This is a genomic window from TM7 phylum sp. oral taxon 349, from assembly GCA_018127705.1.
Lineage (GTDB): Bacteria > Patescibacteriota > Saccharimonadia > Saccharimonadales > Saccharimonadaceae > Saccharimonas.
Map to the genome: position 1 here is coordinate 887487 of CP072328.1, position 12093 is coordinate 899579.

10 protein-coding genes are annotated in these 12093 nt (G+C 47.3%); 3 read left to right on the forward strand and 7 right to left on the reverse strand.

Annotation, left to right across the window (positions count from 1 at the left end):
- Positions 1-350: 350 nt before the first annotated feature.
- The 3 genes from recJ to J5A52_04550 all read right to left on the reverse strand — a co-directional run bounded on the left by recJ (position 351) and on the right by J5A52_04550 (position 3061).
- Positions 351-2000 carry a single-stranded-DNA-specific exonuclease RecJ gene (gene recJ / locus J5A52_04540; GenBank protein QUB37386.1) on the reverse strand — a complete coding sequence of 550 codons (1650 nt, stop codon included), beginning with the start codon at positions 1998-2000 and terminating at the stop codon, positions 351-353.
- Positions 1997-2311, reverse strand: a complete 315-nt coding sequence (locus J5A52_04545; protein QUB37387.1) for a winged helix-turn-helix transcriptional regulator — start codon at positions 2309-2311, stop codon at positions 1997-1999. Before J5A52_04545 ends, recJ begins: the two co-directional genes overlap by 4 nt.
- A gap of 93 nt (positions 2312-2404) precedes the next feature.
- A complete protein-coding gene (locus J5A52_04550) occupies positions 2405-3061 on the reverse strand; it encodes a hypothetical protein (GenBank protein QUB37388.1) in 657 nt (218 codons plus the stop codon).
- Between the two features lie 51 nt (positions 3062-3112).
- On the opposite strand from J5A52_04550, the gene priA reads away from it, so the two are divergent.
- Genes priA through fmt form a run of 3 tightly spaced genes read left to right on the forward strand, consistent with a single transcriptional unit; the run spans position 3113 to position 6508 of the window.
- Positions 3113-5047 (forward strand): primosomal protein N', encoded by a 1935-nt coding sequence (gene priA / locus J5A52_04555; protein QUB37389.1) that lies wholly within the window; start codon positions 3113-3115, stop codon positions 5045-5047.
- Positions 5048-5058: 11 nt separating this feature from the next.
- A complete protein-coding gene (def, locus tag J5A52_04560) occupies positions 5059-5634 on the forward strand; it encodes a peptide deformylase (GenBank protein QUB37390.1) in 576 nt (191 codons plus the stop codon).
- A complete protein-coding gene (gene fmt / locus J5A52_04565; protein QUB37391.1) occupies positions 5603-6508 on the forward strand; it encodes a methionyl-tRNA formyltransferase in 906 nt (301 codons plus the stop codon). The genes def and fmt overlap by 32 nt, the downstream gene beginning before the upstream one ends.
- 107 nt (positions 6509-6615) lie before the next feature.
- On the opposite strand, the gene J5A52_04570 is transcribed toward fmt, so the two are convergent.
- The 4 genes from J5A52_04570 to J5A52_04585 form a co-directional block, all read right to left on the reverse strand.
- A complete protein-coding gene (locus tag J5A52_04570; protein QUB37392.1) occupies positions 6616-7050 on the reverse strand; it encodes a hypothetical protein in 435 nt (144 codons plus the stop codon).
- Positions 7051-7094: 44 nt separating this feature from the next.
- On the reverse strand, positions 7095-7523 hold the full coding sequence (locus J5A52_04575) for a hypothetical protein (protein QUB37393.1): 429 nt from the start codon (positions 7521-7523) through the stop codon (positions 7095-7097).
- 29 nt (positions 7524-7552) lie between these two features.
- Positions 7553-10165, reverse strand: coding sequence for a hypothetical protein (locus J5A52_04580; protein ID QUB37394.1), 2613 nt, complete (start codon positions 10163-10165; stop codon positions 7553-7555).
- A 150-nt stretch (positions 10166-10315) separates the two neighbouring features.
- Positions 10316-12091 (reverse strand): translation initiation factor IF-2, encoded by a 1776-nt coding sequence (locus tag J5A52_04585; GenBank protein QUB37395.1) that lies wholly within the window; start codon positions 12089-12091, stop codon positions 10316-10318.
- Positions 12092-12093 lie beyond the last annotated feature (2 nt).

Below are 12093 nucleotides of genomic sequence, written 5' to 3' on the forward strand. Positions count from 1 at the left end.
CTTTATTATAGAATAATCTTCATAAAAAAGCAATGCCATTGAGCTAAAGTGCGATCAACCGACCCAGAATAATCGTAAAACGTAAGTAGCCCCATAAACCATTAAAAACAACTCTGGTTGGTTAGCTCTCGTCATCCATTTTCTGCAAGGATGCATCATCTATTTAGCTCCAACATCTACGATCGTCTAGCTATGCTCTCCTGTATAAGCTAAGTTTGCCAGCATCAGTGCCATCTCCCTTGTTATGGCTATATTTCTATAAACCCGTAACCTAAGAGCGATACTTCGTCATAAATATTATTTAGTAAAGCACCAACTAACATTTACCAAAGAGTCTATTTCCTATTCCATTATAGTTTAAGATCGCGTTGTAGTTCAACGTGCAGCAATCGCCCTTCAACCGTCCGCACGCCGTTCCACTCATTAATATTTGGCTGAAACCATGCCGCAATCTCATCGCCCGGTTCGCGAAAGAACATTTCCGGCGCGTTAAATGCGAGCACCTGTAGCGTCTTTTCACTTGCATCACGCAGTGCTATTTTCACATGCTGTCCATTTGCACCCATACGCCGTACGCCTGCAACTACCACATGCGTAATTTTTAGAATCGGCTCAGGGTTGCCGTTGCCAAACGGCTCCATTCGAGAGATTTGCTCAACTAATTCTTCTGTTATTTCTGCAAAATCTTTAATTTCAACATCGGCATGTGGTTGTAAAAAAGACGTTTGATTTATCAAATTCAAACTATCATAAAACTCATTGACCCGCCTGCGAAACGCTGGGATCTGCGCCGTCTCAAGTGTCACGCCTGCTGCCGCGCCGTGCCCACCGCCGCGCAAGATAATATCGTCGGCAGCACGTACCGCATCCGCTGCTGAAAAATTACCAAAACTACGCGCCGAACCTGTCGCCGTATCACCGCGAATACCAATAATAAATACCGGCTTTTTATACGTCTCGACTAACTTCGACGCCACAATACCAATCACGCCATGATTCCAGCCTTCGCTCGCCACCACCAGCACGCGGTCATCCGCCATACCATCCGCTTGTTCACAAGCTTGCTTAAAAATCTCATCCTGAATTGAACGCCGTTCAACATTAAACGCCTCCAATTTTTCACTTGCCGCCAGTGCCTCTATTCCGTCTGTTGCTGTCAGCATATCCAAACTATGCTGCGCCGTATCTAGCCGTCCCGCCGCATTCATACGCGGACCTAACCCAAACCCCAAATGCCGTGCGTTTACCGTCTCTGGTTCAATGCCACTCACTGCCATCAATGCTTTTAGCCCGGTACGCCGCTGCTTCTTCAGCACTTCCAACCCCCAGTACACGTTTGCCCGGTTCTCATCCGCTAATGTCACAATATCACATACCGTCCCCAACGCTACTAAATCAAGTAACCATTTTTCGTACCCGTCAGGCAGCCCGTCTAGCCGCGTCTGCAGTGCTTGCACGAGTTTAAACGCCACGCCCGCGCCACACAAATCACGAAATGGATACTCATGATCAGCATATTTAGGGTTAACCGTCGCGACTGCTGGCGGGCGTGTCGGCGCAATATTGTGGTGGTCTGTCACCACTGTATCAATACCCAACTCAGCTGCGTATGCAATCTCCGTGTGGCACAAACTACCGCAGTCCACCGTCACAATCAGCTGCGCGCCCATATCGCGCACCTTATCAACTGCACCAATCGTCATGCCATAACCTTCGACAAACCGGTTTGGAATAAATGCGTCAAGATGTTGAAACCCAAAACTATGAAATGCATCCAACAACAATGCCGTCGCGCTCAGTCCGTCAATATCATAGTCGCCATAGATAACGACCTTCTCCTGATGTTGGCGCGCGAGCACTAACCGCGCCACCGCTTTATCCATCTCTGATAATAGGAATGGATCATATTTTGTTGCCGCATAATCCGGCGATAAAAATGCTTGGCGCGCCGACACGTCATTTAATCCGCGTGCTGCTAAAATCCGTTCAAACAGCGTCATCGCGGTTGAATATCAGACGTTGTCCGTTTTGGTCGATTGCTGCTTGCTTGCTGCTGCGATTTAATCACGATGCTTTGTAGCTCTTTAAAAATCGGGAACTGCTTGTTGGTTGAATAAATCCGTGTATTGCCCTGTTTTTCAGCCATCAAAAAACCCACCTTTTCAAGCCGGCGTAACTCACGCTGGATATTACCCGGGTCTTCTTTGATCAGCTTAGCGAGACCGCGCACATGCGTACGAAAATCTGGATATTTTGCGTATACCACCACGATCTTTCGCCGAACCCTGGAGGTTATAAATACATCAAGCACGTGAACAGCCTTTCTTGCTTTTTATTAATACCACTGTTGCTTTTTATTCTACATTTTTTCTAGATGCAATTCAAGCCACTTGGCGTACCATATTTACCGCCAATTCAAAATAATCTGGCTGATCTTCTGAATCGCTTCTTTGCGTGTCGGAACCGTATTGTCGGAGTAATAATGATTCACTCCCAAGTAATTTTCTTTCACATCAAGCACGTGCAATTCGTCCGCCGTAACGTGTAATTGATCCACCACCGACACCGTTGCAATCGGCGTCGTTACAACTAACCTTTCTATTCGAATCGGCTTCAAAAAATCAAACGCTACGCTCAGCGCTGCACCGTCAGCTAGCGCATCCGACACTAAAAATACAACACGATCTTTCAACATCCTATCGTCAATCGTGCCGCCATCGCCTATCAGCCGGTTGATACGACTATACGCTTCACGCTTCTGGTCGTCTAAGTAACCATGAAATTCGCTTGTATATTCCTGAATTTCTCCTGTCGAAAATTCGCTGTTATATGTAAAATTTCCGCGCTGCGACACTGCACCAAAGCTCAAATTTTCGCCAGGTACGTCAATACTCTCCGTCACGAGCATCATCAGTACGCAATGTAACTGCGCCGCAATCTGTTCACCAACTAACACACCGCCTTCTGTCAGTGCTACAACTGCGCAGTTCTCATACCGATACTTATCAACAACCTGTGCCGCCAGCAACCGCCCAGCCTGTGCCCTGCTTTCAAAATACATACGCTTATAGTAGCAGTCGCCCTCTCGTCTATGCAAGGTATAATACCATATATGCACTATTATGATGTTGCACCGACTAAGATTATCCGCGCCGGCAGTGATTATTTTACTTACCATAGCGAACAGGTTCTACAAATCGGACAACCCGTGATTATTCCCGTCGGTCAATTATCGCTAACCGGCATCGTTATAAAACACACGCGAAAACCAGCATACAAGACGCGTGCTATTGCTAATGCGCTTGATATTTCACCATTACCAAATCCATTGCTCAAAACTGCTCTATGGATGGCTCGCTACTACGCCACACCACTTGCAACCACACTGCAGACAATCTTACCACGCGGTCTCACAAAAAAACGCCGCATGGTAGCGCATTCCCACCAAACAATTTCGCGAGATCGAACACATTATTTGCTCAACAAAGACCAGCAAGCTGCTGTTGATACGCTCACACAGCGCACACGCGGGACAGTCTTGTTGCATGGCGTTACTGGCAGCGGCAAAACCGCTGTCTACATTGCCTATGCCAAACACATCATGGCACAGCAGAAATCTGTTATTGTACTCGTGCCAGAAATCGCCCTCACTTCACAGCTTATCGCTGAATTTGAACAACATTTTTCTAATATTCTGCTAACCCATTCACAGCAAACCGAGTCTGCACGCCATCAAATTTGGCTTGATGCTCTTCAAAGTACTATTCCGCGTATCGCCATCGGTCCGCGTTCAGCACTCTTTCTGCCACTTGCCCACATTGGCGCTATCGTCATCGACGAAGCGCATGAGCCAAGCTTCAAGCAAGATCAATCGCCACGATACTCGGCTTTGCGTGTCGCCGCCACGCTTGGTGCGCATCATGGCGCACCCGTCATTCAAGGTTCAGCAACACCACTCATCAGCGAGTATTACCTTGCCACACACACCAATAGCTCGATCATTACACTCCCATGCCGCGCACAAGCCGCTCCGCCGCCGCACGTCGACATCATAAATATGACATCAAAAACAAATTTTGTTCAACATCGTTTTCTGTCCGACCCACTCATTGCCCACATCACAGCCTCACTTGAACGCAAACAACAAACACTCCTTTTTCATAACCGTCGCGGCAGCGCCAGTACAACACTCTGCACTAATTGCGGCTGGTCTGCAACTTGCTCGCGCTGCTTCGTGCCATTCACGCTTCATATCGACAAGCACATATTGCAATGCCACATTTGTGGCAACACAGCGCCTGTTCCAACTTCTTGTCCCGACTGTCGCGAAACTGACATCGTTCATAAAGGCATCGGCACGAAACTCGTTGAAGCAGAGATCAGGAAACTCTTCCCGCACGCAACCGTTGCACGCTTTGACGGCGATACTGCTGCCGCGCATACGCTTGAGAAACGTTACCAAGAGCTTTACGACGGCACAATTGACATCATTATCGGTACGCAGGTTGTCGCTAAAGGGCTTGATCTACCGCACCTTAGTACTGTTGGCGTAATTCAGGCGGACACCGGGCTTGCTTTGCCCGACTTTATGGCACGCGAACGCACCTTTCAACTTTTGTCACAGGTTGTCGGTCGTGTCGGGCGCACTAATCAGCAAACCAATGTTATCATCCAATCATATCAACCGCACGACGAAACAATTCGTACTGGCGCTACACAGGATTACGCCGCCTTCTATGCTACCGAACTTGCCAGGCGCCGTAAAAGCCATTTTCCGCCATTTACTTATTTGCTCAAACTCACGTGCATCTACAGAACCGAAAAAGCCGCTATCAATAACACCCAAATACTTGCTAGAAAACTTCGCACAGATTACCCAAATCTATACATATTTGGTCCAACCCCCGCTTTTTACGAACGGCAACGCAATACCCACCGCTGGCAAATCGTCGTTAAATCTCCAATACGCACCACCCTACTCAATATCATCGCACAGCTACCATCCACGCACTGGCAGTATGACATTGACCCGATGAATCTGTTATAATATACAGAGTTGTGAAGAAAGAATCTATTATTACTCTGCCAAACCCTCATCTGCGTCAAAAATCGCAGAAAGTTCACGTCATCACCGAAGAGGTTCGCCAGCTCGTTAAAGACATGACTGATGCAAGTATTGACTGGGAGGCGTCGCGTCCACACGAAATCAGCGCCGCGCTCGCCGCTGTACAAATTGACCGACTTGATCGCGTTATTATCGTGCGTAACGACTTTGATAACAAAGAAAATCAAGAATTTATCGCTCTCATCAATCCAGAAATTATAAAATACGAAGGCGAGCTTATTGAAGACTATGAAGGTTGCCTTAGTGTGCGCGATTTTTACGGTAAAGTACCGCGCTATAATCGCATTCGCGTCAAAGCAATAAACATTGACGGCGACGAAATCCGCATCAAAGCCGAAGGATTTTTAGCGCGCGTCATTCAGCATGAAATCGACCACTGCAATGGTATCGTATTTGTCGACCACATCCGCGATAAAACCGATGCATTTTACCGGCTAAATGACAAGGGCGAGCTTGATCCGCTCGACTATAATACGCATGTCAAAGATAACCACGACCTCTGGGACTAAGCAGCCGCTTATCTTTTTCGGGACTGAAGATTTCAGCTTATACAGTTTGCGTGCGCTCATCGAAAACGGATTTAATGTTGCTGCCATCGTCACCAAACCAGACACGCCGCGTGGGCGCCATCGCGTACTCACTGCACCCGCCGTCAAAGTTTACGCCGCAGAGCATAATATACCCGTATGGCAACCGACTAAACTCAAAAATATCATAAATGATATAAAATTAATAAAAAATCCTGCCGGCGTGCTTGTCAGTTACGGCAAAATTATTCCGCAAAGTGCTATCAATCTATTCACTCCTGGCATCATCAACGTCCATCCTTCTCTCCTGCCAAAGTACCGCGGTTCATCACCAATTGAGTCCGCTATTGCCAACCGCGATAAAACCACAGGCGTGACACTTATGCAGCTTACGAAAGACATGGACGCCGGACCAATTTATTATCAAATACCCTACAGCCTGAATCAATCTGAGACTCGTCCTGAGTTATACAAGACGCTCGGTCAGATCGGCGCAACAATTCTTACCACAAAGCTACCCGACATTTTAAATGGTACTCTCCAGCCGACGCCGCAAGATAGCACCAACGCCACCTACTGCCAACTGCTAAGCCGCAATGATACCAACCTTGATTTAGCTATACTTACTCCAGATCAAGCCGAGGCGCGCATTCGCGCTCATCTTGAGTTTCCGCGCTCACGTGTCGCTATTGGCTCACATAAACTCATCGTCACCAAAGCACACGCTACTATGAACGCAAAAACACCTCTTGATTTACCATGCGCAAACGGTGCATTCTTATCAGTTGACGAGCTTGTTGCGCCCAGCGGCAAAACCATGTCTGCCGACGCGTTCTTACGCGGTTATTCTATTTGATCAAAAACATAAATAAATAACCGCCTAACTATTACTAGACGGTTACTTAATGCACTATTTAGTAGTGTTTCCCTGAAATTATTTACAAAAGCGAGAATAATTCACATCTACGCAGCAGACGTGTCGCCGCCCAAAATCGCATCACGGTTCGCGATAATTTCCTGCTTCAGCTCATTCATCGTCTGCGCGACAACGTCTCGATAATTCGGGCGGTTCATTTCGAGCCACTTCAGACTTGCATATTCAGCCAGCAGCGCATCCTCCGGTATACCCTCAGGTGCGCTCGCGCGAAGCTGCTGGTACACCTTATCCTGCTCATAGTTCGGCACATTCGCCGCCAACCACTCGTTGACGCGATCGATCTTACGGTCAATAAACGACTCAAACTGATCAAGCTGCTGGTCGCTTAGCCCATCGCTCAACTTCGTACCAACGCGCATCTCCAGCTGCTCGCGAAAATGCTCCAAAAAAGCCTTTTTTTGATCATCCGGCAAGCTACCAAGCCCCACTTCTTGCAAAAAATTATCGTCTAGCTGAAACATTATCCCTCCATTTCTCTCCCTTTAGTATATAAAGCTTACGTTACTTATGCAACAAGTCCGAGTTGCTTATTAACCTCGTTACGCATGTCAATCAGCCCCCCAATATAATCATCAAATATTTCTTGCATCATATCGTGATATCCAGGGATTGCATAACGCAGCCACAGCGCCGTCGCATAAAAGCTCATCGCTTCTTCGTCGCTGTCCATCGTCTGACGCACTGCTTTGTAGTCCTCGCGCGTCGCGTAGTCGCCGTGAAATTCCTCCAACCAGCGTCGCGTGCGATCGGGGTTACTTTGCACATCTTCAAACTCAACGATTTCGTCTTCGCTCAATTTTGGCAAGAAACACTCTGCTACTCGCTGATTTAGCTCCTCTTGGATTTCTCGCTTACACTCGTCTTTTTGATTCTCTGTCATTATCGCTATATTGTAGCCAACCTTCGTCAATAAAGCATCATCGATATCAAACACTTATCATCTCCTTTTTATTTATCTTACCATCATTGCCCGAGTAAACTTTTACCCACATTGTACATACTGTATAAATAAGACACGTCGTCACGACCATCAATAAATACTTGCGCATGATCCGTACCTTTGTTGATCCATTCTATTGTATGTCCGGCTTGCTCTAAGGCATCTGTCACCTTATATATTGCTCCTGACGCTTTATCAGAACCGATCTCGTTCGCTACAATATCCCACAAAGTATCACCGTCGGGTTTACTAACGTTCGCAGCATCATGTAGCCGATCCACAAGAGACTCTGTAGGTTTCTCCGCTCCCTTCGGAATATCGTGAACCTCAACGTTACCCGGCTTCGTTCCTTTAAGGGTTACCGAAGTATCTGTACTATCCAGAAGCATATTTGCACCAAGACTTGCTAGCTTGCCTAACCCAAAGCCCAAACCGATCATCGCCACGTTCTTCCTCGCTTCTTTCATAGAACGCTTAGCATCATCATGGCTCATGCCGCGCTGCGCCTCCAGCATCCAACTGGCAAAATCTGCTATACCATCTCCAATGGCAGTATCAGGTGTAGATTGGTTCCTATAGGAATCATATTTCCGCATAACTTCTTCGCCGCTCAACTGCGCTATTGCATTTCCTTGAGCGTCTTGATGACGCTTAAGGTTTTCGTCAATAGCCGCCAGACGTGAACCACGATGGACGGCTGCACTAGTCGCAGCCGCTGCTACCCCCGTTAGAATTCCAATAGGCGCAAATACACCAGCAGTGATGCCCACACCAAAGTTCTTAGCTCGCCTTGTCCACTTGCCTCCCTTGCTTAACCACCTTCCCATAGGAACAAGGAATTTCTTGTCCATAAATCCGCGCTTCTCCTGCTGTTGCGCTATCTCATTATTGATCGCCTGGCGCACGTCTACGTCCAATAACTTATGCAGCGCGCCAACCATTAAGTCCGCTCTCATTTGAGCAGCATCTTCACTGGGAAGCACAGCCTCAGCAGCCTCAGCCCGCCTTTTTGCGATTTTTAGAGCGGACTTTTTTAATCTATTTTCCGCCTCAATAATCTCTCTTTCTCGCTTACTATGCCTTGACTCGGTTCCATTCTTTCTTCCGAATATTCGTCCAATTAATCCTTTAAGTGGACGTAGCTTTTCTGAAGCAAAGCTACCCTTAGTTTCCTCTTCAGATCTCAGCCTTGCGTAATCTGCAAGCGCAGCATTATAATCTTCTTGCTCCTGTTCACGCTCTCTTTTCGCTTGTTCCTCCTTCTCGGCTGCTTGTTCGGCCGCTGATCTTGGCGTTGACGGCGTTTGCTCGTCATCAACACCCTTATCTGATTTATCCAAGCTCTTGCTAGCCTCTGCCTCCGCTTTCCTAGACTTCTCGCCTTTATCAGTATCCCCCAGCTGTTCTTGCAGCGTATCTCTACTCTCCTCAAACATCTTTATGTGCTTTTTAAGGCTTTCTTTCAGTTCTCCACTAATAGAGTCACTATTGAGTGCATTACTACAAAAATCTAACTGCAGGTTGATAAAATTTATACTATTCTGAATCGTATTTTTATCATTCTCAGTCTCTTTAGTATTGCGATCTTTATCTACGACCGTGGACTCACTATTATCACTGCTATCGTTCTCTCTTTGCGGCTTCTGCTTATCACTGCTGCCTGAAGCCTGCGCCTCGGAACCCGGGCTTATTTCCCCTTCAAACTTAGACGGAACATTAACTGACGGTATAGACTCGTCTAAACTAAGAGCAGCTTGCGACTTAGCAAGAAAACTATTATACCGCAAAAGCTTAGCTTCAAGTTCATCGAGTTCAGACTTACTCATACTGCCTCTGCGCGCGGAAGCCTCTACCACATAACGAAGCCCTGGACTATTGTCCAATACATCACGAACAGAGCTATCAACTTCCTCTTTATCAGACGGAAGACCTTGGCGTTTGGTTGCCCTTTTTAGAACTGCGTCCACGGCACCTATGTACGTACTAGCCTCACCTCTGATTTTCTCCGACCTAGTCTTAGCTGCATCTTTTAGCGCACTCGCAATCGCCCAGGCAACTCCGTCACTATTTATAAGCTCCTGAGTTTCCTGATTGAACTTTTCTCCTTGCATCTCTTCATGAATCTTAGAGCCGCTCATTATAGATGCAGACTGTTCGGCTATTGATCTTGGCGTTGATGACGTTTGCTTGTCGTCTTCACTGCTGGATACTGACTCAGGCTGAGATTCTGGCTGCACAGTACTTGACTCGGAACTTTCCCCTTGCGTTTCTTTACCAACCTCAGAGCCGCTCATTATGGGCGTAGCCTGCTCAGCTGCCGGTCTTAACATTGATGACGTTTGCCTATCATTACTATCAGAGTCATCTCGAGCACCCTCAGGCGTAGTCTGATGACTCACATCTGATTCACCGCGGGAGTTGGCAGCGCCGCCACTAGAAGTATCATGAGCGCCACTACTGAATCCAGCTGCCTCTGCTGGAGTGATAGTTATGGCAAATCGCGAATCAGAATTGCCAATAGAGCCGGTGTCTCCACTAGAAACATCAGCGCCGGATAATAAATCTTCTACGCCTCGCTCATTGACGTTCCGACTAAATTGCCCACTTGATGGCATTTCACTGTGATTTCTAGGCATGTATTGCAATCCTTTGTTAAAACTTTACAGATTTTTATATTATACACCAACTCGCATAAAAATGCAAGCTTTTTACTCGTCCTCGCCGTCTATTATAGACGCATCCGCATAGCAGCGTCAAGAGCATTTTTACACAATCTATGGAAGTTGTTATCGCAACGTCCGTTTCACCAATTCGCGCGTAAATAACTCCAGCGTATCGCCAATCTCCAATTGGAGCTTTTTGTGTGTACGTATACTAAGCCCACACATTTCACCTTCAAACACTTCTTTCGCTTCTTGCTGTTGACGCTGCACCGACATCACCTCAACTTCAGCGATTTGCTCACTGCCACGCTTAACGCGCGCTAACGTATGCGCCATAACCTTGCCTTTTTCTACCATGCCGCCGCAGATCACTTCATCGCGCATCGTACGGAACACGCCTTTCACGTTAAGTACGCCGATCTCCGTCTCAACAACATCCGGTTCAAGCATCTGCTCCATACTTTGGCGCGCGTCGTCTAGCAGCTCATAGATAACTTTAAACAAGCGCACCTGCACGCGGTCGCGCATCGCAAGGCGCTTCACTGCCGGCGGTAAATCAATATTAAAACCGTACACGATCGCTTGCGAACTATCCGCCAAACGAATATCGCTTTCGTTAATATTGCCAACACCGCTACCGATCACGCGTAAGTTAATCGCATCGCCCGTATCCACCAAACGCAGGCTATCCATCACTGAGGTGAGAGAACCTTGCACGTCCGCTTTTACAACGACGTTAAACTCCTGGCTGTCATGCTTTCTTGTCATCATTTTTAGCAGATCAGCACCCGTCACATTGGTACTGGCAGCTTGCTTTTCAGCTTCAATCTTGGCGCGCTCCACTGCTAAGCGCGCAGTCTTTTCGTTCTTTACTACAGTGAAAATATCACCAAATTGCGGCAGCTCTTTGAATCCTGTTACGGTGACCGGTGTTGACGGACCAGCCGACTTGATTGTTTCTCCCTTGTAGTTTAGCAATGTGCGTACTTTACCATACGACGTGCCAGCTACGAGAAAATGTCCTGGCTTTAACTGTCCTTGCTCAATGAGCAAATTCACCACCGAACCGCGTCCTTTTTCCATGTGCGCCTCAATCACTAAACCCTCCGCCGGCACATCAGCGTCGGCTTTCAGTTCCTCCATATCAGCAACAAGCAGCACCATGTCGAGAAGTTTATCAAGGTTCTCGCCTGTTTTTGCACTTACCGGTACTATGATTGTATCACCACCCCATTCCTCTGGATTGAGCTGATATTCGCTTGCCAACTGTGCTTTCACGCGATCAACGTTCGCGCCTTCTTTGTCGATCTTGTTGATCGCAACAACGATCTTCGCATTGGCACTGCGGGCAAATTTAATCGCCTCAACCGTCTGCGGCATCACACCGTCATCTGCCGCCACTACAATAATTACAACGTCAGTAAGCGCCGCACCGTGTTGGCGAAGCGCTGCAAACGCTTCATGTCCTGGCGTGTCAAGCAGAGTAATCGTACGACCATTCCGCTGCGTCTGATATGCGCTAATATGCTGTGTAATACCTCCTGCTTCGCCTTCGACTACCTTCATATCAAGAATTGCGTCAAGTAGTGTCGTCTTTCCGTGGTCAACGTGCCCCATTACGGCAACGATCGGCGGGCGTACCGACGCATTTGCCGATGGTTTATGTAATCGTTGCACGGGCGACGAATCAACTTTTTTACGCCGTAGATCAACATCCAACTTTAACTCGTCAACAATAATTTCTGCCGTCTCAAAATCAATGCGCTGATTGATCGTCGCCACGATACCATTCTTGAATAATTCACCGACGAGCTGCGCAACTGGCAGATTGAGCGTTTCAGCGAGTTCTCCTACAGTAATTGAATCGGCAATCATCAATACTTTTTCAGATTTACTCATTT

What these genes read in the sequence shown, in the direction of transcription:
- recJ (QUB37386.1), bottom strand. Translation starts at nt 2,000, where the DNA reads ATGACGCTGTTTGAACGGATTTTAGCAGCACGCGGATTAAATGACGTG.
- J5A52_04550 (QUB37388.1), bottom strand. Translation starts at nt 3,061, where the DNA reads ATGTATTTTGAAAGCAGGGCACAGGCTGGGCGGTTGCTGGCGGCACAG.
- priA (QUB37389.1), top strand. Translation starts at nt 3,113, where the DNA reads ATGCACTATTATGATGTTGCACCGACTAAGATTATCCGCGCCGGCAGT.
- fmt (QUB37391.1), top strand. Translation starts at nt 5,603, where the DNA reads ATGTCAAAGATAACCACGACCTCTGGGACTAAGCAGCCGCTTATCTTT.
- J5A52_04570 (QUB37392.1), bottom strand. Translation starts at nt 7,050, where the DNA reads ATGTTTCAGCTAGACGATAATTTTTTGCAAGAAGTGGGGCTTGGTAGC.
- J5A52_04580 (QUB37394.1), bottom strand. Translation starts at nt 10,165, where the DNA reads ATGCCTAGAAATCACAGTGAAATGCCATCAAGTGGGCAATTTAGTCGG.
- J5A52_04585 (QUB37395.1), bottom strand. Translation starts at nt 12,091, where the DNA reads ATGAGTAAATCTGAAAAAGTATTGATGATTGCCGATTCAATTACTGTA.